Annotated in this window: 22 protein-coding genes and 1 pseudogene; 14 read left to right on the top strand and 9 right to left on the bottom strand. The window is 71.0% G+C overall.

Annotated features, from left to right (window positions below; all coding sequences use genetic code 11):
• Position 1: 1 nt before the first annotated feature.
• The 5 genes from NX794_RS14410 to NX794_RS14390 all read left to right on the top strand — a co-directional run bounded on the left by NX794_RS14410 (position 2) and on the right by NX794_RS14390 (position 2,896).
• A complete protein-coding gene (locus NX794_RS14410; RefSeq protein WP_258778912.1) occupies positions 2-742 on the top strand; it encodes a response regulator in 741 nt (246 codons plus the stop codon).
• 125 nt (positions 743-867) lie between these two features.
• Positions 868-1,059 carry a Flp family type IVb pilin gene (locus NX794_RS14405; RefSeq protein WP_258779103.1) on the top strand — a complete coding sequence of 64 codons (192 nt, stop codon included), beginning with the start codon at positions 868-870 and terminating at the stop codon, positions 1,057-1,059.
• Positions 1,056-1,661, top strand: coding sequence for a pilus assembly protein TadG-related protein (locus NX794_RS14400; protein WP_258779102.1), 606 nt, complete (start codon positions 1,056-1,058; stop codon positions 1,659-1,661). The genes NX794_RS14405 and NX794_RS14400 overlap by 4 nt, the downstream gene beginning before the upstream one ends.
• 16 nt (positions 1,662-1,677) lie before the next feature.
• Complete coding sequence (locus NX794_RS14395; protein ID WP_258778911.1) at positions 1,678-2,259, top strand: hypothetical protein; 582 nt, start codon at positions 1,678-1,680, stop codon at positions 2,257-2,259.
• A 7-nt stretch (positions 2,260-2,266) separates the two neighbouring features.
• Positions 2,267-2,896 (top strand): OmpA family protein, encoded by a 630-nt coding sequence (locus NX794_RS14390; RefSeq protein WP_258778910.1) that lies wholly within the window; start codon positions 2,267-2,269, stop codon positions 2,894-2,896.
• A 46-nt stretch (positions 2,897-2,942) separates the two neighbouring features.
• On the opposite strand, the gene NX794_RS14385 is transcribed toward NX794_RS14390, so the two are convergent.
• Positions 2,943-3,302, bottom strand: a complete 360-nt coding sequence (locus NX794_RS14385; RefSeq protein ID WP_258778909.1) for a DUF192 domain-containing protein — start codon at positions 3,300-3,302, stop codon at positions 2,943-2,945.
• Between the two features lie 89 nt (positions 3,303-3,391).
• Here NX794_RS14385 and NX794_RS14380 point away from each other — a divergent pair.
• The 7 genes and pseudogenes from NX794_RS14380 to NX794_RS14350 all read left to right on the top strand — a co-directional run.
• A pseudogene (locus tag NX794_RS14380) lies at positions 3,392-4,279 on the top strand (LLM class flavin-dependent oxidoreductase); the annotation flags it as partial.
• Between the two features lie 49 nt (positions 4,280-4,328).
• Positions 4,329-4,814 (top strand): GNAT family N-acetyltransferase, encoded by a 486-nt coding sequence (locus NX794_RS14375; protein WP_258778907.1) that lies wholly within the window; start codon positions 4,329-4,331, stop codon positions 4,812-4,814.
• 23 nt (positions 4,815-4,837) lie between these two features.
• Entirely contained in the window at positions 4,838-5,623 is a 786-nt protein-coding gene (locus NX794_RS14370; RefSeq protein WP_258778906.1) for a methyltransferase domain-containing protein, read from the top strand.
• A 525-nt stretch (positions 5,624-6,148) separates the two neighbouring features.
• On the top strand, positions 6,149-6,922 hold the full coding sequence (locus NX794_RS14365) for an isoprenyl transferase (RefSeq protein WP_258778905.1): 774 nt from the start codon (positions 6,149-6,151) through the stop codon (positions 6,920-6,922).
• Between the two features lie 377 nt (positions 6,923-7,299).
• On the top strand, positions 7,300-8,625 hold the full coding sequence (phoH2, locus tag NX794_RS14360; protein WP_258778904.1) for an RNA 5'-3' helicase PhoH2: 1,326 nt from the start codon (positions 7,300-7,302) through the stop codon (positions 8,623-8,625).
• 431 nt (positions 8,626-9,056) lie between these two features.
• On the top strand, positions 9,057-9,758 hold the full coding sequence (locus NX794_RS14355) for a lytic transglycosylase domain-containing protein (protein ID WP_258778903.1): 702 nt from the start codon (positions 9,057-9,059) through the stop codon (positions 9,756-9,758).
• Between the two features lie 148 nt (positions 9,759-9,906).
• Positions 9,907-11,238, top strand: coding sequence for an AI-2E family transporter (locus NX794_RS14350; RefSeq protein ID WP_258778902.1), 1,332 nt, complete (start codon positions 9,907-9,909; stop codon positions 11,236-11,238).
• Positions 11,239-11,287: 49 nt separating this feature from the next.
• On the opposite strand, the gene NX794_RS14345 is transcribed toward NX794_RS14350, so the two are convergent.
• From NX794_RS14345 to NX794_RS14335, 3 genes are all read right to left on the bottom strand, one after another.
• Complete coding sequence (locus NX794_RS14345) at positions 11,288-11,611, bottom strand: DUF6234 family protein (protein ID WP_258778901.1); 324 nt, start codon at positions 11,609-11,611, stop codon at positions 11,288-11,290.
• A gap of 144 nt (positions 11,612-11,755) precedes the next feature.
• Positions 11,756-12,298, bottom strand: coding sequence for an alkyl hydroperoxide reductase (locus NX794_RS14340; protein ID WP_258778900.1), 543 nt, complete (start codon positions 12,296-12,298; stop codon positions 11,756-11,758).
• 3 nt (positions 12,299-12,301) lie between these two features.
• Positions 12,302-12,856 (bottom strand): peroxiredoxin, encoded by a 555-nt coding sequence (locus tag NX794_RS14335; protein ID WP_258778899.1) that lies wholly within the window; start codon positions 12,854-12,856, stop codon positions 12,302-12,304.
• A 133-nt stretch (positions 12,857-12,989) separates the two neighbouring features.
• Between NX794_RS14335 and NX794_RS14330 the strand changes: the two genes are divergently transcribed.
• Positions 12,990-13,940 (top strand): LysR substrate-binding domain-containing protein, encoded by a 951-nt coding sequence (locus NX794_RS14330; RefSeq protein WP_258778898.1) that lies wholly within the window; start codon positions 12,990-12,992, stop codon positions 13,938-13,940.
• A gap of 71 nt (positions 13,941-14,011) precedes the next feature.
• Here NX794_RS14330 and NX794_RS14325 read toward each other — a convergent pair whose 3' ends face one another.
• The 5 genes from NX794_RS14325 to NX794_RS14305 all read right to left on the bottom strand — a co-directional run bounded on the left by NX794_RS14325 (position 14,012) and on the right by NX794_RS14305 (position 18,794).
• Positions 14,012-16,369 carry an FtsX-like permease family protein gene (locus tag NX794_RS14325; protein WP_258778897.1) on the bottom strand — a complete coding sequence of 786 codons (2,358 nt, stop codon included), beginning with the start codon at positions 16,367-16,369 and terminating at the stop codon, positions 14,012-14,014.
• Entirely contained in the window at positions 16,366-17,055 is a 690-nt protein-coding gene (locus NX794_RS14320) for an ABC transporter ATP-binding protein (RefSeq protein ID WP_258778896.1), read from the bottom strand. Before NX794_RS14320 ends, NX794_RS14325 begins: the two co-directional genes overlap by 4 nt.
• Positions 17,052-17,576: a PadR family transcriptional regulator gene (locus NX794_RS14315; RefSeq protein ID WP_258778895.1), complete on the bottom strand. Its 525-nt coding sequence runs from the start codon at positions 17,574-17,576 to the stop codon at positions 17,052-17,054. The genes NX794_RS14320 and NX794_RS14315 overlap by 4 nt, the downstream gene beginning before the upstream one ends.
• A gap of 94 nt (positions 17,577-17,670) precedes the next feature.
• Complete coding sequence (locus NX794_RS14310) at positions 17,671-17,904, bottom strand: type II toxin-antitoxin system antitoxin (protein ID WP_258778894.1); 234 nt, start codon at positions 17,902-17,904, stop codon at positions 17,671-17,673.
• Entirely contained in the window at positions 17,901-18,794 is an 894-nt protein-coding gene (locus NX794_RS14305; RefSeq protein ID WP_258779101.1) for an SPFH domain-containing protein, read from the bottom strand. Before NX794_RS14305 ends, NX794_RS14310 begins: the two co-directional genes overlap by 4 nt.
• 260 nt (positions 18,795-19,054) lie before the next feature.
• Between NX794_RS14305 and NX794_RS14300 the strand changes: the two genes are divergently transcribed.
• On the top strand, positions 19,055-21,367 hold the full coding sequence (locus NX794_RS14300) for a transglycosylase domain-containing protein (protein ID WP_258778893.1): 2,313 nt from the start codon (positions 19,055-19,057) through the stop codon (positions 21,365-21,367).
• Positions 21,368-21,442: the final 75 nt, after the last annotated feature.

Below are 21,442 nucleotides of genomic sequence, written 5' to 3'. Positions count from 1 at the left end.
GATGCGACCCACCGGCCCCCGCCCCGGCTCCGTACCGCCCCTGCGGCTGCTGGTGGCCGACGACAACCCGGTCGTCCGCGCCGGTCTGACCGCCCTGCTCTCCGACCGCGCCGACACCACGGTGGTCGCGGAGGCGGCGGACGGCCGCGAGGCCTTCGAGGCGGCGCTCCGGCACCGCCCCGACGTCATCCTCCTCGACGTCCGCATGCCCGGCGTCGACGGAATCTCGGCATTGCCCCACTTGGTACGCCTCGCCCCCGTCATGATGCTCACGTACAGCCACGAGGCGGAGACGGTGCGGGAGGCACTGCGGCTGGGGGCGGGGGGATACCTGGTGCACGGCGAGTTCACGACGGAACAGCTGGTACGGGCGGTACGGGACGTACGGGAGGGCCGGCCGCATCTGACGCCGGGGGCGGTCAGCGCGTTACTGGCGAACCTCCGCGAGAGTGCACCTGCACATACAGCGGCCGAACTCCCGCTACGCGAGGCTGATTTACCCGGCATGCCTCTTTCGCAATTGCAACCTCCTGTGGGACAGTCGTTCCGCTCGACGTTCCGGCTGAGCACTCGGGAGGCGGAGATCATGGACCTCATCGCGTCCGGCATGACGAACCAGCAGATCGCCGCCGTCTGCTTCATCACCGAGAAGACGGTCAAGAACCACATCAACCGCATCTTCGCCAAGCTCCACAGCACCACCCGCTCCCAGGCGACCGCCAAGTGGCTGGGGGTGTCCTGACATGCCGCCCCGCCGCGACACCGAACACCCGTACTGGGCCCGGGGTTGGGCCCTGGGACCCTGGGCCGGGCCGCAAGTGCGGGCCTACGTTGCCCGGGTCCACAGCGCAGCCGGAGGGGAGCACCATGAGCGACTGGATGCTGAAGGTGATGGTGGCCATGCGGCAGCGCGGCGACGACAAGGGGCAGACCGCCGTCGAGTACCTCGGAATCATCGCGGTGGTGGTGGCGATCGTGCTGGCGATCACCGGCACGAGCATCGGGCAGTCGATCTACGACGCGATCACCAACAAGATCTCCGAAGTCACCGGAGGCTGAGCGGGCGGCACGACGACACGGGGCAGGCCTTTCCCCTCTACATCACGGTGGTGGCGGGCCTGCTCTTTCTCGCGCTCGCCTATCTCGCGGTCGGCCAGGCAGCGGTGAACCGCGGGGGTGCCCAGACGGCGGCCGACGCGGCAGTGCTGGCGGCGGCCCAGGACGGTCGCGACAAGCTCGCGGCAGCGTGGGACGCCGACGTGCTCGATCCGACCAAGTGGCAGGACGTCTTCGACGGCAACGTGCCTGTCGGCAACCCGTGCGCACGTGCTGAGCAGCTGGCAGCGCAGAACGACGCGACCCTCGACGACTGCACCTGGCGACTCCTGCGGTACTCGGCCGAGGTGAAGACGAACAAGTCGGTGGGGCACTCCGTCGTCCCCGGCACGGAGGGCTTCCACTCCACCGCTTCCGCCACGGCCGTGATCGAGGCGCGCTGCACGTTCGATCCTCTCGGTGCGGGAGCGGGGGACGACGAGCTGCCCCCACTCATGTGTGACGGCAAGCCCTGGAAGCTGGACCCGGATGACGAAGCCACGCTGCCCGCGCCCGAGGACCTCTTCGACGTCCATCTGGCCGACGGACAAGCGCAGAACGACTGACGAAGGAAGCGGAGCGATGAGCATGCGGTGCACTGCGAAAGCCCGCCGGAGGATGGTCGTACTCACGGTCGTGGCCGGCTTGTCCCTCGGCGCGGTCGGCTGCGGCGGAGACGGCGGTGACGACAAGAAGCCGCGGAGTCCGGCGTCCGCCTCCCGGACGAGCGGCTCGGACCCGAGCACGCAGGAGGGGCAGTCGCAGGAGCCGCTCGCGGAGCTGAAGGGCTCGGACGGCCTGCTTCTCCAGATCACCTCCGCCCAGCGTGACGCCGGCGGCTTCGTCACCGTCAACGCCACGCTGAAGAACGACGGGGCGCGGAGCGCCGTCATCCCGGCGGCCCTGAGCGGCAACGAGACCGAGATCATCAGGAACGGCAGGTCACTGGGGGGCGCGACGCTGGTCGACCCGCAGGGCAAGAAGCGGTACTACGTGCTGCGGGACACCGACGGCCGCCCCCTGACCACCACGGGCTTCTCGACGCTCAAGTCCGGTGCGACCCTGGCGGTCTTCATGCAGTTCCCGGCACCGCCCGCCGGTACCGCCGAGGTGGAGTTCCAGCTGCCGACCTTCGCCTCCGCCGGCATCAAGATCTCCGGGTGAGGCCGAAGTGACCACCACTTCCCGTCTCGCCGGCACACTGGCCGCCGCCCTGCTGCTCACCGCCGGGCTGTACGGAACTCCCGCGGCCCGTGCCGCCGACCCCACCCCCGGCAACCCCCCGGGCACCGACCCCACCCCCACCGCCCCCGTCAAGGTCGACCCCACCGATCCGGACCTCAAGCTGCCCGAGGGGGCCACGCTGGCGCAGCCGAAGGTGCTGGACATCAAGTCGGTCGTGGAGGACCAGAGCGGGGACGAGCGCCGGGAGGACACCAACGCCGACGTGACGTTCGCCCTCCAGGCCGAGGTGCTGTTCGGGAAGGACAGCGCCAAGCTCGGCGACCAGGCCAAGGCCCGCATCGCGGTCATCGCCGGGGAGATCAGGAAGCAGCACGCGGCCCAGGTCCGCGTCTTCGGCTTCACCGACGACCTCGGCAGCTCCGCCCACGGCGACGTCCTCTCCAAGCAGCGCGCCAACGCCGTCCAGGCCGTACTCGACCAGGACCTGAACGACCCCGGCATCACCTTCGACGTCCGCGGCTACGGCGAGCAGTACCCGATCGCCGACAACTCCACGGAGGAGGGCCGCAAGAAGAACCGCCGGGTGGAGGTGACCTTCCCCCGAACCGGAAGCTGAGCCCGAGGGAGGGAAGGCGGACGCCCGGTTCCCGTCCCACAGCCCCTCACACCCGTACCTCCACCCGCGCCCCCCGCTCCAGCCCCCACCCCGCCATCGCCCCCGCCGCAGCCTCCAGCACATGCCGGGAGCGCGGCCGGGGCAGGCCCAGCCGGCCCGGTGCCATGGTGCGGACGGCGACGACGGTCAGCCGGCGGTCCAGGTACGCCACGTCGATCGGCATCCGCATCCGGAAGGTGTGCACCCCGCTCGCCGGCGACAGCAGCATCGCCCCCTCGCACGCGTCCCGGCCCAGCAGCCCGCGCGTCCGCGCCCGGTACGACGCCGCGATCTCCAGCGGAACCGTCACCACCGCCCCCGACACGCCCCGCACCACCAGCTCGCCCCTGCCGTCCCGCCACCGCATGCCCGGCCCTCCCTCTCCGCTCCACCCGCGGACGCGTCAACGCGTCCCTGCCGTAAACGAGTTGCCCTCCCACCGTCCTCCCCACTAGGAAGGGCGGCATGACCCGACTCGGTGCCGTCTTCCGCCCCCAGCTTCCTCCCGAGCGCCTGCGGGCCGTGGCCCGCGCCGCGGACGACGCGGGGCTGGAGGAGCTGTGGCTGTGGGAGGACTGCTTCCGGGAGGGCGGCATCGCCACGGCCGCCGCCGCGCTCGCCTGGACGGAGCGGGTCCGGGTCGGCGTCGGCCTGCTGCCCGTGCCCCTCAGGAACGCGGCCCTCACCGCCATGGAGGCCGCCTCCCTGCACCGCATGTTCCCCGGCCGCGCGAGCCTCGTCCTCGGACACGGCGTGCAGGACTGGATGGCGCAGGTCGGCGTCCGCGCCGCGTCCCCGCTCACCCTTCTCGGCGAACACCTCGACGCCCTGCGCGCCCTGCTGCGCGGTGAACGCCTCACCGTGCGGGGCCGGTACGTCACCCTGGACGACGTCGGCCTCGACTGGCCGCCCGGCGAGACGGCCGCCGCGGCCGTCCTCGCCGGCGCCACCGGCCCCCGCACGCTGCGGCTGTCCGGCGCCCGGGCCGACGGCACCCTCCTGACCTCCGCCACCACCCCGGACGGCGTCCGCCGCGCCCGGCAGCTCATCGACGAGGGCCGCCGGGAGGCCGGCCGTACCGAGCCGCACCCCGTGGTCGTCTACCTGCTCGCCGCCACCGGTCCCGACGCCGAGGCGCGGCTGCGCGCCGAACTCGCGGCCGAGGGGCAGGAGTCCGTGCCCGACCTCGGGGTCGCCGGGGACGCCGCCGCCGTCGCCGGGGCCGTCCGGCGCCTCGTGGAGGCGGGCGCCGACACCGTCGTCCTCCAGCCCACCGGCGACGAGCCCGACCCGGAGGGGTTCGTACGGTTCACCGCCGAGGAGGTACGGCCTCTCGTGCCGTAGCGGTCGGCGGGACAAGGGCGTTGTCAGTGCCGGCTGCCACACTTCCGGTATGAGCGACGAAGTCCGCGGCACCGGACCGGCCGGGGGTCACGAGGTACTGCTGCGCCCCGTGGCCGACGCCGATCTCGAACTCCTCCTGGCCTACGAGCACGACCCGGAGGCGGTACGGCGGTCGCGGTTCACCCCGCGCCCGCGCGACGCCTTCCTCGCGCACTGGAGACAGCGGGTCCTCGGCGACCCCGACAACCTGGTGCGGACGGTCACCGTGGACGGGGAGGTGGCCGGCAGCGTGATGGCCTGGACGCAGGACGGCCGGCGGTTCCTCGGGTACTGGCTCGGCCGGGCGTACTGGGGACGCGGCATCGGCAGCCGGGCCCTCGGCCTCTTCCTCCGCGAGGAGACCGTCCGGCCCCTGCACGCCGATCCCTTCGCCGGCAACACCGCCTCGGTCCGGCTGCTGGAGCACCACGGCTTCCGGGGTGCCGGCACCCTCCGGCACGGCGCGGACGAACACGTTCTCCTCGTCCTCGACTGAGCCATCCCTGCGAGCATGGTGGCATGACAGCGAACCGTTCCTTCGAGGATCTCGTGGCCGAGGGCGCCGCCGTGCCCACCGAGGGATGGGACTTCTCCTGGTTCGAGGGGCGGGCCGACGAGGCGCGGCCCTCGTGGGGGTACGCCCGTTCGGCGGGGGAGCGGCTGGCCGGTGCCGGTGCCGTGCTGGACGTCCAGACCGGTGGCGGGGAGGTGCTGGACCTCGCGCTGGGTGCGGCGGAGCCGGGCCGGCCGCTGACGGTCGCCGCCACCGAGGGCTGGCCGCCGAACGCCGCGAAGGCCACGGCACTGCTGCGGCCTCGCGGGGTGGTGGTCGTGGCCGCAGCCGACGACGCACCGCTGCCGTTCGCCGACGGCGCCTTCGACCTGGTGCTCAGCCGGCATCCGGTGCGCCCGCACTGGTCGGAGATCGCCCGCGTGCTCGCGCCCGGTGGCACCTACTTCGCCCAGCACGTCGGTCCGGCCAGCGTCTTCGAGCTGGTCGAGTACTTCCTCGGACCGCAGCCGGAGGAGGTCCGGGCCGCCCGCGACCCCGGGCGGGAGCGGGCCGAGGCCGAGGCCGCGGGCCTGGACGTGGTGGACCTGCGGGCGGAGCGGCTGCGGATGGAGTTCCACGACGTCGGCGCGGTCGTGCATTTCCTGCGGAAGGTCGTGTGGATGGTCCCCGGGTTCAGCGTCGAGGCGTACGAGCCCCGGTTGCGGGAGCTGCACGAGCGGATCGGGCGGGAGGGGCCGTTCGTGGCCCACAGCAGCCGGCATCTGTTCGACGCGCGCAAGCCCGGGGGCTGAACGGACGGCCCGGGGGCGTCGTACCGGTGAGCCGGGAGGAAAGCCGTGCGGCTGTTCCACCCGTCCGGGCGTAGCGGAACCGTCAAGTCACCGTTCACCGCCGGGTAGCCCATCGGAGGGACCTCCGGGCACGTCGCCGGGGAGTCCACCGATTGGCGGGATTCCTCTGGTTCCGTTCATATCTGATCGGATTTACCTGGGAATGTGCTGTGAATCGGCCATGAGGACCCCGGAATCCAGCGCTCCGCCGTCACTGTGCCGTCGCGGGACGGCTCCGGAGAGTAGTTGTGGCGCGCCGATGCACCCGTCATCCCTCACAAAGGGTTATGGTGGAAACCCCCCCTCGGGCCGGTCCGTCTCCCCCCCACGGACCGGCCCGTTTTTTGTCCCCGCCGTCCCGCGCCCTGCCCGGCGGGTCCCCGCACCGCCGTTCCCCGCCTCAGCCCCGTGCCTTGAGCAACCCTCAAGCAACGGTAGGCTCGACGCCCGGCACCGCTCACCGCCGTCACACCCCCGGAGGGCCACGTGAACCTGCGCGACAAACTGCGCGGCCTGCTCGTCAGGCTCTACGCGCGCCGGGTGGAAGGTCACCTCGACCACGACCAGGTGCCCCGGCACATCGGCGTGATCATGGACGGCAACCGCCGCTGGGCGAAGGCGTCCGGCTCCTCCACCGTGCACGGCCACCGGGCCGGCGCGGAGAAGATCGAGGAGTTCCTCGGCTGGTGCAGCGAGACCGACGTCAAGGTCGTCACCCTGTGGCTGCTGTCCACCGACAACTTCGACCGCCCGCAGGAGGAACTCGTCCCCCTGCTCGGCATCATCGAGGACGTCGTACGCACCCTCGCGGCCGACGGCCGCTGGCGCGTGCACCACGTCGGCGCGCGCGACCTGCTGCCCGAGCCGATGCAGCGGGCCCTGAAGGAGGCCGAGGAGACCACCTCCGGGGTCGGCGGGATACTCGTCAACGTGGCCATCGGCTACGGCGGCCGGCAGGAGATCGCCGACGCCGTCCGCTCCATGCTCCTGGACGCCCACGACAAGGGCGTGGCGATGGACGACCTCGCCGAATCCGTCGACATCGAGATGATCGGCCGTCACCTCTACACCAGCGACCAGCCCGACCCGGAGCTGGTGATCCGCACCAGCGGCGAACAGCGGCTGTCCGGATTCATGCTCTGGCAGACCGCGCACTCGGAGTACTACTTCTGCGACGTGTTCTGGCCCGCCTTCCGCAAGGTCGACTTCCTGCGCGCCCTGCGCGACTACGCCGCACGCCACCGCCGCTTCGGCGGCTGACCGCACCCCCCGACGCCCCGCCGCCACCGGTGACGGGGCGTCTGCGTCTACCCCCGTTCGGGCGGGCGTAACGAGGAGTTCACAGGCGCGCTGTTGGCCGCATTTGCATGGCCGCGCTTCCGAAAGGGCATAAGGCAAGCAGGTCGACGCCCGAACCACGGGTGTCGCATCCTCAGCGGGCGGCACGGGGCCGTCCGCCCGGGAGGCCCTTTGCGCACCAGCCCGACCGTGCGGCCATCGCGCGGAAGCAGCCGTGGCGGGGCCGGTGTCCGGCCCGCCCCGCGCGGGGCCCTGGGACCGGCCGCACTGCTTCAGCCCTCCCGGCCCGGCTTCCACTTCGTCGCTCCCCGACCTCATCCGAGGGGGTACGTCCTTCCGTGGTGACCAGCACAAAGCGCCACAAGCCAGACCGGCGCACCTATGTTCTCGACACCAGCGTCCTGCTGGCCGACCCGAACGCCCTGACCCGCTTCGACGAGCACGAGGTCGTGCTCCCCATCGTCGTGGTCACGGAACTGGAGGCCAAGCGGCACCATCCCGAACTCGGGTACTTCGCCCGCCAGGCCCTGCGCCTGCTGGACGACTACCGGGTGCGGTACGGCCGTCTCGACGCCCCCATCCCGATCGGGGAACTCGGCGGCACGCTCCGTGTCGAGCTGAACCACTCGGACCCCAGCGTGCTGCCCAGCGGCTACCGCCTGGGGGACAACGACTCCCGCATCCTCGCGGTGGCCCGCAACCTGCAGGCCGAGGGGTTCGACGTCACCGTCGTGTCGAAGGACCTCCCGCTGCGGATCAAGGCCTCCTCGGTCGGTCTGCTGGCCGAGGAGTACCGGGCCGAACTCGCCATCACGGAGAACTCCGGCTGGACGGGGATGAGCGAACTGACGCTCCCCGGCGAACAGGTCGATGTCCTCTTCGAGGAGGGGCAGGTGTACGTGCCGGAGGCGGCCGGCCTCCCCGTGCACACCGGCCTGACCATCCAGTCCGAGCGCGGCAAGGCGCTCGGCCGCGTCACCGCCGAGGGCAACGTCCGGCTGGTGCGCGGCGACCGGGAGGCGTTCGGCATCAAGGGCCGCAGCGCCGAGCAGCGCATCGCGCTCGACCTGCTGCTCGATCCGGACATCGGGATCGTGTCGATGGGCGGCCGGGCCGGCACCGGCAAGTCGGCGCTGGCGCTGTGCGCGGGCCTGGAGGCGGTCCTGGAGCGCCGCCAGCACCAGAAGGTGATGGTCTTCCGTCCGCTGTACGCGGTCGGCGGGCAGGAACTGGGCTATCTCCCGGGCAGCGAGGCCGAGAAGATGAGCCCCTGGGCGCAGGCCGTCTTCGACACCCTCTCGGCGGTCACCAGCCGCGAGGTCATCGAGGAGGTCACCGCGCGCGGCATGCTGGAGGTGCTCCCGCTCACCCACATCCGCGGACGCTCGCTGCACGACGCGTTCGTGATCGTGGACGAGGCGCAGTCCCTGGAGCGGAACGTTTTGCTGACCGTGCTGTCCCGGATCGGCGCCAACTCCCGGGTCGTCCTGACCCATGACGTGGCACAGCGGGACAACCTGCGCGTCGGGCGCTACGACGGCGTGGTCGCCGTGGTGGAGAAACTGAAGGGGCATCCGCTCTTCGCCCATGTGACGCTGACCCGCTCCGAGCGGTCCCAGATCGCCGCCCTGGTGACCGAAATGCTCGAAGAGGGGCACATCTGAGCGATTGGCCCGTCACTGACACCGTCCGGCAAAGGCGCAAGAGCCTAGCCGGGCGGTGTCTCCTTGTGCGGGACTTTCCTGAATTCCCTAGGGCCAAACGGGATGTGAGCTTTCACACGCAACTCAAGATTGCCACCCGGCGTCGGGTTACGGCAGAGTCTCAGTCCTGTCAGGCCCCGCATACGACACCCGTGTACCCCTGGGGGTCCCTCCCACGCCTTTAAGGCAGTGGGGGAGGGACCGCACCACACAGGCACCATCAACTCCATACAGTTCGTCGTATGCCGCCCGCGCACCACGCGGCACTCCCCTCGCGGGAGTTGCCCACCGGGCCCGCGCCTCCCGTGACCCCGCAGTTGGGAGGCCAGTGCCAAGGGGCACGATTGCGTCCGCCAGGGTCACCGAAGCGGGCGATGCTGGAAGGAAACCGTGTGAGCCGGATTTCGGTCCGGGGATTCGCAGTGGCCTCGGCCACCGCGGTCACCGCCGTCGGAAGCGTCGTGGGCGTTGCCTCGGGCAGCGTCGCGCAGAACAACAACGACGCCGAGCCGACGGCAGCCGACACCACGCTCCTCGCGGACATCCCCGCGGGACAGCAGGCGCAGGTGCAGACCGCGTCCCTCACGCAGCAGGCCGACGCACAGGCCATCGCCGCGGACGCGAGCGCCAAGAAGGACGCCGAGGAAGCGGCCCGCAGGGCCGCCGCCGAGACCGCGATCGCGAAGAAGGCCGAGGCCGACAAGGCCGCCAAGGAGGCCAAGGAGCGCATCGAGGCCAAGTCCACCGCGGCCAGCCGCAGCGAGACCCGCGACTCCTCCAGCTTCCCGACCCGGGACAGCTACTCGGTGGCGCAGATCCAGGCGATGGCGCGGCAGATGGTGGCCGGCGGCCAGTTCCAGTGCTTCAGCAACATCGTGGACCACGAGTCGAGCTGGAACTACCAGGCGGTCAACGCCTCCTCCGGTGCCTACGGTCTCTTCCAGGCCCTGCCCGCCGGCAAGTACGCCTCCGCGGGCGCCGACTGGCGCACCAACCCCGCGACCCAGATCAAGTGGGGCCTCAACTACATGAACGAGCGGTACGGCAGCCCCTGCCAGGCCTGGTCGTTCTGGTCGGCGAACCACTGGTACTAGGCCCGCCGGCCTCTCCGGCCGCGGCTCGGCCTCGCACAGCCCCTCCCCGTTCCCGGGGGAGGGGCTTTCGCACTGTACGGTCGTAGCGGAAGGGCTCCCCGGGGGGAGTGCGGGCGTACACCCGGGACTCGGGGGAAGAGGACGGATCATGTCGCGAGTGCCAGGATGGCTCGGCCGGCTCGGGGCCGGTCTCACCGAGATGAGCGAGCGCCTCCAGGAGCGCCGCGCCGCAGCGGAGAAGGAACACGACGAGCCCGAGCCGCACCATGACGCGTCCACGGACCCCTCGACGGCCGTACCGCGCGCGGTGTCGCCCGCCGGGCCCCGGCCCGACCCGGCGCAGGCCGTGCCCTGGGGGGTACGGGTCGCCGCCGAGGCCGGCTGGCGGCTGCTGGTGCTGGCCGGCACCGTGTGGGTGCTCATGCGGGTCATCAGCGCGATCCAGCTGGTGGTGCTCGCGTTCGTCATCGCCCTGCTGGTGACCGCCCTGCTCCAGCCGACGGTCGCCCGGCTCACCCGGCGCGGGGTGCCCCGGGGGCTGGCCACCGCGCTGACCGCCATCAGCGGCTTCGTGGTCATCGGGCTGATGGGCTGGTTCGTGACCTGGCAGGTCATGGAGAACATCGACACGCTCTCCACCCAGATCCAGTCCGGCATCGACGATCTGCGCAACTGGCTGCTGAAGAGCCCCTTCCACGTCACCGACAAGCAGATCAACCAGATCGCCAAGAACCTCCGCGAGGCGATCGGCGCCAACACCGACCAGATAACGTCCGCCGGCCTGGAGGGAGTCCAGGTCATCGTCGAGGCGCTCACCGGCATCCTGCTGGTGTTCTTCTCGACGCTGTTCCTGCTCTACGACGGCAAGCGCATCTGGGCCTGGTTCCTGAAGCTGGTGCCCTCGGCCGCCCGGCCGGGCGTGGCCGGCGCCGGTCCGCGCGCCTGGCGTACCCTGACCGCCTACGTCCGGGGCACGGTCCTGGTCGCCCTCATCGACGCGGTCTTCATCGGCATCGGCATCTACTTCCTCGACGTGCCGATGGCCGTGCCGCTGGCCGTGTTCATCTTCCTGTTCTCCTTCATCCCGCTGGTCGGAGCGGTCGCCTCCGGCGCGCTCGCGGTGATCGTGGCCCTGGTGACCCAGGGTGTCTTCACAGCGGTCATGACCCTCGCGGTCGTCCTCGCCGTGCAGCAGATCGAGGGGCACATCCTGCAGCCGTTCATCCTCGGCCGCGCGGTCCGCGTCCACCCGCTGGCGGTCGTCCTGACCGTCGCGGCGGGCGGAATGGTGGCCGGCATCGGCGGCGCGGTGGTGGCCGTACCGCTGGTGGCGGTGACGAACACGGTGGTCGGCTATCTGCGCCAGTACTCCCTGGCGGCGGCCATGGCCCCGACGACGGCCCCACCAGCGACCCCCGCCCCGGCCCTCACGGCCCCGGCGGAAACCCCGACACCACCGGCCCCGGACGAGGACGCCTAGCCTGCCGGCTGTAGCGGATGGACCAGGGCGGTGACGCTGGGCCGGCCGGTCACAGGGTCAGGTGTCCGCTCAGCCCGGCGGCGCAGAGGGCCAGTGCCGCGACACCGGCTATGACCTGGGCCGTCACACTCACCCGGTATCCCCGCCGATACAGGCCGATGGCCGAGAGAAGCACGACGCCGGCGAAACCCGCCACGTAGGCGAAGACGGGTGTCAGGGACGCATGGCGGTCCGGCTCGAACGCGTTGAAGCCGGTGGTTCCCAGGCCAGTCAGCAGGACGACGATCCCGACGACCGTGTCCAGGAACCACAGCAGGACCGTGAGGAGCACGTCCTCGCCCGTGCCGCGGCGGGACGGCGAAAGGTCGTTCATGGGGACAGTTTCGCCCTGCGTGACCGGGTGGGGCTTGAGTACGCGTACTCAAGCCCCACCTCTTGCTTCCGGGTGGCGCACGTCACGCCGGAAAAGGCACAAGGCCCCTGCCCGTCCTGGGCAGGGGCCTTGTGGCGTGGCGGACTACTCCGCCGCGTCGGTCAGCACGGCCTCGGCGTCGAGCGTGACGCCCACCGCCTGGACCACGGAGGCGATCTTGAAGGCCTCCTGGATCACGTCGCGCTCCACACCGGCCTTGCGCAGCACCTGCTCGTGCGAGTCCAGGCACATGCCGCAGCCGTTGATCGCGGAGACCGCGAAGGACCACAGCTCGAAGTCGACCTTCTCCACGCCCGGGTTGCCGATGACGTTCATCCGCAGGCCCGCGCGCAGCGTGCCGTACTCGTGGTCGGACAGCAGGTGGCGGGTGCGGTAGAAGACGTTGTTCATCGCCATCACCGCGGCGGCGGCCTTGGCGGCCGTGTACGCCTCCGGCGTCAGGTTCGCCTTCGCCTCCGGCTCCAGCTCACGCAGCACGATCGGGGACCGCGACGCGATGGCGGTCGCCAGCACCGTGCCCCACAGCTGCTGCGCCGGCAGGTCCGAGTTGCCGATGACCGAGCCCAGGTTGAGCTTGAGGTCCTTGGCGTAGTCCGGAACGCGGGACTTCAGCGAGTCGAGCGACATGGGTCACTCACCAGCCAGCAGCGCGACCGGGTCCAGGGTCTCGTCGCCCTTGCTCCAGTTGCACGGGCACAGCTCGTCGGTCTGCAGGGCGTCGAGGACCCGCAGGACCTCCTTGGGGTTACGGCCCACGGAACCGGCGGTGACCATCGTGAACTGGATCTCGTGGTTCGGGTCCACGACGAACACGGCACGCTGCGCGAAGCCGTCCTCGCCCTCGATGCCCAGCTCGCGCATCAGCTCGTGCTTGGAGTCGGCCAGCATCGGGAAGGGCAGGTCGGTCAGGTCCGGGTGGTCCTTGCGCCAGGCGTGGTGCACGAACTCGGAGTCGCCGGAGAAGCCGAGGATCTGGGCGTCGCGGTCGGCGAACTCGTCGTTCAGCTTCCCGAACGCGGCGATCTCGGTCGGGCAGACGAAGGTGAAGTCCTTCGGCCAGGCGAACACGACCAGCCACTTGCCCTCGTAGGACTTGTGGTGGATCTGCTCGAACTCCTTGCCCTTTTCCATCGAGACGCAGGCGGTCAGTTCGAACTCGGGGAACTTGTCACCGACAGTGAGCACACGCTCTCCTTGCAGCGAAGAAAGATCCCTTTTGAGGATCCTTCCCATGGGTTGGACTCTGATGATGTTGGCACAGCCACGATTGATTACAGAAATAGCTACACTCGGCCGTGTTGATCGGAGGTATCTATCAGTGACCATCAGTAACGGCAAACGGCGGCAGCCGAGCCTCGCCCAGCTGCGTGCCTTCGCCGCCGTCGCCGAGCACCTGCACTTCCGGGACGCGGCGGCGGCCATCGGGATGAGCCAGCCCGCCCTGTCCGGCGCGGTCTCGGCGCTGGAGGAGACCCTGGGCGTGACCCTCCTGGAGCGTACGACGCGCAAGGTCCTGCTCTCACCCGCCGGCGAGCGGCTCGCCGTCCGCGCCAAGGCGGTGCTGGACGCGGTCGGGGCGCTGCTGGAGGAGGCCGAGGCGGTGCGCGCGCCCTTCACCGGGGCGCTGCGGCTCGGGGTGATCCCGACCGTCGCGCCGTACCTGCTGCCGACGGTGCTGCGGCTGGTCCACGAACGCTACCCCGACCTGGACCTCCAGGTGCACGAGGAGCAGACCGCGAGCCTGGTCGACGGCCTGCACTCCGGGCGCCTGGACCTGCTGCTGCTTGCGGTCCCGCTCGGTGTGCCCGGTGTCACCGAACTCCCGCTGTTCGACGAGGACTTCGTGCTCGTCACGCCGGTCGACCACCGGCTCGGCGGCCGGGAGGGCATCGGGCGCGAGGCGCTGCGCGAACTCCACCTGCTGCTCTTGGACGAGGGGCACTGCCTGCGCGACCAGGCCCTCGACATCTGCCGGGAGGCGGGCCGCGCGGACGCCCCGGTGACCACGACGGCCGCCGGTCTGTCCACCCTCGTCCAGCTCGTCGCCGGCGGTCTCGGCTGCACCCTGCTGCCGCGCACCGCGCTCAAGCTGGAGACCACCCGCAGCAGCCAGTTGCTCACCGGGTCCTTCGCCGAGCCCGCCCCCAGCCGCCGGATCGCCCTCGCCATGCGCACCGGCGCGGCCCGCGCCGCGGAGTACACGGAACTCGCGGCGGCCCTGCGCGAGGCCATGCGCCCGCTGCCGGTCCGGGTCCTCGACGGCGACTGAGGCACCCCGGGAACGCGACATGGGCCCTCCGGAAGGAAGGCCCATGTCCGCGTACCGTCTCGCACCCGCGCCTACTCCGTGCGCAGCCCCTCCGGCCGCATCAGCCGCACCAGCGGCGGCAGGCTCAGCAGGGTGACCACGAGCACCACGGCGGCGCCGATGCCGGTCATGGTCAGCACACTCGCCCAGTCGATGCCCACCGTCGCGTTGACCATCTTCAGCAGCACCGCGCCCAGCGTCAGCCCCACGGCCAGGGCCAGCGCAAGGCCGAGCGCGATCGGGATCGTCGTCTGCCACAGCACCGACAGGCTCAGGGTGCGCCGCCGGGTGCCGAAGGCCACCAGCGCCGACAGCAGCTTCTTGCGCTCGCGCAACTGCTCCAGCTGGGAGACCAGCAGGCTCAGGCCGATCAGCGCGAGGACACAGGCGGCGCCCACGAGCAGGCCGGTCCGGATGGAGGTGAACTTGTCGGAGCGCTCGGTGGCCGCCCACATCTGAGTGTCCGACATGGGGTCGACCCGGGCCGCGGTGTTGCGCACGTACTCGTGCACGTCCGGCACGGACTCGTCGAGTGAGAGGTACACCTGACCGCTGATCAGCGATTTCATCCGGTGCGGCACGGCGGCCGGGGTCATCAGGAAGCCGGGGGAGACGTTCCCGTTCACGTCCGCGACCGCGCGGACCTGCCGCAGGCCGCCCGGCACGGACCAGCGGAAGTCGGGGCCGTCGACATTACCCCTGGTCGTGTTGAAGAAGATCTTCCGGCCCGGCTTCGTCAGCTGGGCGGCCTGGGCGTCCATCTCCTTGTCGCCGCCCCGGGCCACGAAGGTGTCCCCGTCGTGGCAGGACGTCAGCGTGGCCACCGTGCGCAGCGAGGCGCAGTCGGCGACGGTGACGCTCGTCTGCACCTTCGGCCCCTCCTCGGTGTTGAAGCTGCCGTCGCCCACCTGGAAGCCGCCCAGCGCGGTGACCTTCCGGACGCCCTTGGTGGCGGCGAACTTCGCGGCGGCCGGCCCGAGCGCGTCGCCCGGTTGCAACTGCACCTGCATCTGCGTCTTGTTGACGTCTTTGCCGGTGGCCTTCGTGTAGTCGCCCTCGATGCCCGTGAACAGCATCTGGAGGGCGACCGCGCCGGCCACCGCGACCGCGATGCCGTTGACCATGCGGGCCGCCGAACCGCTGCTCAGCTGCAGTCGGCGCACCGCCAGTTGCCAGGCGACACCGCCCGAGTTCAGCCGGGCCACCACGGCCTCGACGACCCAGGGCAGCAGCGCGGTCACGCCGACCAGCAGCAGCAGGACACCGCCGACCACCAGGTACTCGTTGAAGTCGCCGTTGTCCGCGCCCTGCCCGATCATCGGGGCGAGCATGGCGAGACCGCCCAGCGGCAGCAGCAGCCGCCACCACAGCCGGCGCCGGGCCGGCTTGGCCGTGCGCACCACGCCCAGCGGTTCGATGACGACCCCGCGCATCGCGAACAGGGTGACCAGCACCGCCGCCGCCGGGACGGCGAGCGCGACCAGCACCGCCAGCGCGGGCGAGGGGTTGAGGTAGCTGGGGAACACGCTGATGCCGAGGACCTCGGCGGACCCCGCGAGGTGCCGGCCCAGCAGGAAGAAGACCGTCCCGAAGACTAGTCCGACCAGGGAGCCGGCGAGCGCCTCGCCCGCCGCGATCCGCCGGGTCATCCGGCTGTCGGAGCCGACCAGCCGCAGCGCCGCCAGCCGCCGGTCGCGCCGTTCGCCGCCGAACCGCACGGCGGCCGCGATGAACACGCCGACCGGCATCAGCAGCACCACGAAGACGACCAGCACCAGCAGGAACAGCACCGGGTCAAGCCCCTCGGAGCTGCTCCCACTCGCCTGCGGACGCCCGAACTCCTTGATCCGGGCCGTCTGCCAGCCGTTGATGTGGGACGCCAGGCCCTTCGCGCCGGCGTAGTAGGCGAGTTCCTGCGAGCCGATCAGACCGGGCTCGCCGATGGTCCCGACCACCCGGTACGGCAGCCGCTCGCGCAGCAGCTTCCCGTCGCCGGAGTCGAGCAGCCGCCGCAGCGCGGGGGAGACGACCATCTCGCCCGGTGCCGGGTACCTGGACAGCCCCGGCGCGAGCGGCGCGCGCGGACCCTCGGGCTCCACCAGCCGGCCGCGGAGGTCCGCGCCGTGGTAGGAACCGTCGATGTCCGAGATCACCAGCGTGTCGGCGCCCTTCGGCCGGTGAGTCTGGTCGTAGGTGTAGTCCAGGCGGGCCTCGTCCCGCTGGTGCCGTACGTCCAGCGCGTTCGGTATGGCGGTGGTCAGCAGCAGCAGCGCCACGCCCAGTCCGACGCCCACCGCCGTCAGCAGCACCCGGAACCAGCCCTCGCGTCCGCCGGCGAAGGCGAAGCGCAGCCCCAGGCCCAGATCCCTGGACCACTGCCTCACCTTCATACGGCGCGCTCCATGTCCCGGGACTTGCCGTCGCGTACGACGATCTCCCGGTCCGAGTAGGCGGCGACCCGCGCCTCGTGCGTGACGAGGACGACGGCCGCGTTGGTGGACCGGGCCGCGTCGGTCAGCAGCTCCATCACCCGCTCGCCGTTGAGGGAGTCCAGGGCGCCGGTCGGCTCGTCGGCGAACAGCACCCGCGGCTCGGTGACCAGGGCCCGCGCCACCGCGACCCGCTGCCCCTGGCCGCCGGAGACCTCGCCGGGCCGCTTGTCCTTGAGGCCGTCGACCTCCAGGCGCTCCATCCAGGTGAGCGCGGCCCGCTCGGCCTGCTTGCGGGAGGTGCCGTTGAGGCGCAGCGGCAGCGCCACGTTCTCCACGCAGGTCAGCTCGGGCACCAGCTGGCCGAACTGGAAGACGAACCCGAACTCGCTGCGGCGCAGCGCGCTGCGCTCGGCGTCGCTCATGCCGGCCAGCTCACGGCCGGCGTAGGTGATCGAGCCGGAGTCGGGCGGCACGATCCCGGCGAGGCAGTGCAGCAGCGTGGACTTGCCGGAGCCGGAGGGGCCCATCACGGCGACGACTTCGCCGGGGTGGATGGAGAAGGCGGCGCCGTCCAGGGCGAGCGTCGGGCCGTACGCCTTGCGCAGGTCCTCGGCGGCGAGCAGGGAACCGGGGGGAGGAGTCATCGGGTTACCGCCTCACGAAGCTTGTCCAGACGCGCGGCGGTCAGCTCCAGCCAGCGCAGGTCCGCCTCCAGGTGGAACAGGGCGTGGTCGCAGATCAGCTGGTCGGCGAGGTCGCCCTTGCGCTTGCGGTCGGTGAGGATGCGCATGCTGCGCAGGTGCTCGGAGCGCTGGGTGTCGAGGATGTCGGACGCGTCGCGCTCGGTGAGGAGGGCGAGGACGACCTTGGTGTAGAGGGTCGACTGGAGGTATTCCTCCGGCTTCTCCGGGGTGACGAGCCAGCGCTCGACGTCGGTGATGCCGGCGTCGGTGATCGCGTACCGCTTGCGCTCGGGGCCGCCGCCGGCCTCGATGCCGTCGACTTCCACGAGGCCGTGCTTCAGCAGCCGCGACATCGTCGAGTAGACCTGGCCGTAGTGCAGCGGCCGGTCGTGACCGAACTTCTCGTCGAAGGCCCGCTTGAGGTCGTAACCATGGCGCGGGCCGGACTCCAGGAGCCCTAGGAGGGTGTGACCGATGGACATGAGAAGCACTCTACACACGGTGTATACGCAGGATGTATACACCGTGTGCGGTGATCATGGCGGTCCGTACGTCCGCGCAGGTGGGGGCCGATTGTCACGGTTCCGACACAGGCGGCCGGCCCCGTCGCGGCAGCGGCCCGGCGTCCCTGGGCAGCCGGCCCGCCTCGGCGAGCGCCCGCCGCAGCAGGAACTCGATCTGCGCGTTGGTGGACCGCAGTTCGTCCCCGGCCCACCGGGCCAGCGCGTCGTGCACGGAGGGGTCCAGCCGCAGCAGCACCTGCTTGCGCTGCCGCGGCCGGCCCTCCGGCGTCTGCCCGGACTCCGTCACTGGTAGAGCGACCCGGTGTTGAGGACGGGCTGCGGCGCCCGGTCACCGCAGAGCACGACCATCAGGTTGGACACCATCGCCGCCTTCCGTTCCTCGTCCAGCTCCACGATGTCCCGCTCGGCGATCCGGGCCAGCGCCTCCTCGACCATGCCCACCGCGCCGTCCACGATCTGCCGCCGGGCCGCGACCACGGCGCCCGCCTGCTGCCGCTGGAGCATCGCCGAGGCGATCTCGGGCGCGTAGGCGAGGTGCGTGAAGCGGGACTCGACGATGTGCACCCCGGCCGCCTCCACCCGGGCCTGCAGCTCGACCGCGAGCTTCTCGGTGATCTCCTCCGCGTTGCCGCGCAGCGACAGCGCGTCCTCCTCGTGCGCGTCGTAGGGGTACTCGATCGCGATGTGCCGGACGGCCGTCTCGGTCTGGGTGGCGACGAACTCGGTGTAGTCGTCCACCTCGAACACCGCCTGCGCGGTGTCCTGGACCTTCCAGACCACGACCGCGGCCAGCTCGATCGGGTTGCCGTAGGCGTCGTTCACCTTCAGCACGGCGGTCTCGTGGTTGCGCACCCGGGTGGAGATCCTGGTGCGGGAGGTGAAGGGGTTCACCCAGCGCAGGCCGTCCTGGCGGATCGTGCCCCGGTAACGTCCGAAGAGCTGCACCACCCGGGCCTCGCCGGGCGCGACGGTGTTCAGGCCGCGCATGGCGATGACGGCGGCGAGGAAGACGAGGACACCGCCGACGATCAGCCCGGCCTTGGCCCCGGCGGCGGAGGTCCCCGCGGCGCCGGCCAGCAGCGCGACGGCGGCACCGAGTCCGACCAGCCCGAGCAGCAGGGCGAGCCCGCCGCCGATGCTGTGCGCGGCGACCTCCCGCACGCGCGGCGCGGGCATCTCGGGTACGTCGGCGGTGGCGGCCGGATCGGTTACGGACACAGGGGACCCCCCGGGTTCTCGTGGCACCTAGCATGCTTCTATCTAAGTGATATCACTTTCCCGCCCGGAAGCAACCTCGCGGCCCCCTGAGACGTCGGTTCTCCTGGGGCGGGTGCTGATTGTCACGTCCGTAAAAGAGCGGATCGGGCGGACTTTGTCATATAGAGGGGTGTTAGCTTTCGGAGCTGACCCCGAGACGGAAGCGAGCGTAGGGACCCATGGGACGAGCGGAAGAGAGACGAGCGCGACAGCGCGGTGGCCACCGCGCGGCGCCCAAACGCCGCCGCTCCACTCCCGAGGCGGGCGCCGCGCCCACGGCCGGCGGCACACCCGCCAAGGGCCGAATACGCAGGCTCTTCACCTGGAAGAAGATCCTCGGCACCTTCCTCGGCTGCTGCCTGCTGGTCATCCTCGGACTCGTCGGGCTGTACCTGTACGTGGACGTGCCCGCCGGCAACCCGGAGGCGCAGCAGCAGAGCAACGTCTACAAGTACAGCGACGGCAGCCTCCTCGCCCGGGTCGGCGAGACCAACCGCGAGAGCGTCGACCTCTCCAAGGTGCCCAAGGACGTGCAGCACACCTTCGTCGCCGCGGAGAACAAGAGCTTCTACACGGACTCCGGCATCGACGTGAAGGGCCTCGCCCGCGGCCTGTTCAACACGGTGACCGGCCGGGGCACCCAGGGCGGTTCGACGATCACCCAGCAGTACGTCAAGAACTACTACCTGAACCAGGACCAGACCGTCACCCGCAAGCTCAAGGAGATGGTCATCTCCCTGAAGGTCGACCAGAAGGAGACCAAGGAACACATCCTGGCCGGCTACATCAACACCAGCTACTACGGCCGCAACGCCTACGGCATCCAGGCCGCGTCCCAGGCCTACTACCAGAAGGACGCCCAGAAGCTCACCGTCGAGCAGGGCGCCTACCTCGCCGCCCTGCTCCAGGCGCCGAGCCAGTACGACTGGGCGGTCGCGAGCGCCACGAGCAAGCGTCTGGTCACGGCCCGCTGGAACTATGTGCTGGACAACATGGTCAAGCAGCACTGGCTCGACCCGGACAAGCGGCAGGCCATGAAGTTCCCGGTCCCGAAGGAGCCCAAGGGCGCGCCCGGCGAGGAAGGGCAGAAGGGCTACCTGGTCGAACTCGCCAACCAGCAGCTGGAGGCGCAGCTGATGCGGCAGGAGGGCATCAGCCGCAACGACGCCGTCCAGCAGGTGATCAAGCGCGGCTGGACGATCACGCTCAACATCGACAAGAAGAGGCAGGCCGCGCTGGAGAAGGCGGTCAAGGCCGAGGTGACCGGCAAGCTGGACCCGAAGAGCCGCAAGGTCGACGGCGACGTCCAGGCCGGTGCCGTGTCGGTGTCCCCCAAGACGGGCAGGATCGTCGCCCTGTACGGCGGCGAGGACTACCTCAAGCACTACTACAGCAACGCCACGCGCCAGGACTACCAGCCGGCCTCCACCTTCAAGCCGGTCATCCTGGCCGCCGCCCTGGAGCAGAACGCCACCACCCAGGACGGCAAGCCGATCAACGCCGACACGGTCTACGACGGCACCAGCGGCCGGCAGGTCGTGGACCACGGCGCCAAGGTCGGCTTCGGTCCGCCCAACGAGGACCACGTCGACTACGGCCCGATCACGGTCCAGAAGGCGATGAACCAGTCCGTCAACTCCGTCTTCGCGCAGATGGGCGTGGACGTCGGCATGACCAAGGTCATGGACACCGCCAAGGCGCTGGGGATGGACACCAGCGGCATGCAGGCGGTGCCCGCGCAGACACTCGGCTCGATGGGCGCGAGCCCGCTGGAGATGGCCGGGATCTACGCCACGCTCGCCAACCACGGTGAGAAGGTGACCCCGACCATCGTCAAGTCGGCGGAGCAGCGCGACCGCAGCGTCGACATGCCCGACCCGGTCGGCGGCTCGGTGATCAGCCGCACGGCCGCCGACAGCGTCACCTCCGTGCTGACCGGCGTGGTCGACGACGGCACGGCCAAGGTCTCGGTGGCGAGCAACCCGCTGCGCCAGGGTCGGCAGGTCGCGGGCAAGACCGGAACCTCGGACGAGAACAAGTCCGCCTGGTTCACCGGCTACACCCCCGACCTGGTCACCTCGGTGGGCCTGTTCGGCGAGAACCCCAAGAACCACAACCAGGTCACCCTCAAGGGCGCCATGGGAGACGGCCGGATCGCCGGCGGCGGGCCGCCGGCGAAGGTCTGGGCCGCCTACACCTTCGGGGTCAGCGGCAAGGCCAAGTTCGACCTGAACACCACGCAGGGCGCCGCGGTCGAGCCGACCCCGAGCCTCACGTGGAGCCAGACGCCGTCCGAGACCCCCTCGCGGACGCCGTCCAGCGCACCGCCGTCGACGACGTCCACGGCCCCGTCGCGGACGCCGTCCAGGACTCCCACCGAGACGCCGTCCGGCACCCCCTCGTCGACGCCGAGCCGGACCCCGACCGGGGAGCCCACGGGCGACGGCGAGATCACACCGCCGGAGAACCCGCTGAACCCCGACGAGGACTGACGGGCCACGACAAGGACGACCGAAGGACCCCGACAAGAGGGCGCCCGGCGACAGGCCGGGCGCCCTCTCCGTCCT

It is taken from the genome of Streptomyces pyxinicus, assembly GCF_024753135.1.
In the GTDB taxonomy this organism is placed as follows: domain Bacteria; phylum Actinomycetota; class Actinomycetes; order Streptomycetales; family Streptomycetaceae; genus Streptomyces; species Streptomyces pyxinicus.
Note: the sequence above shows the minus strand (reverse complement) of the source record. Positions and strands in the feature narration are given on the sequence as shown.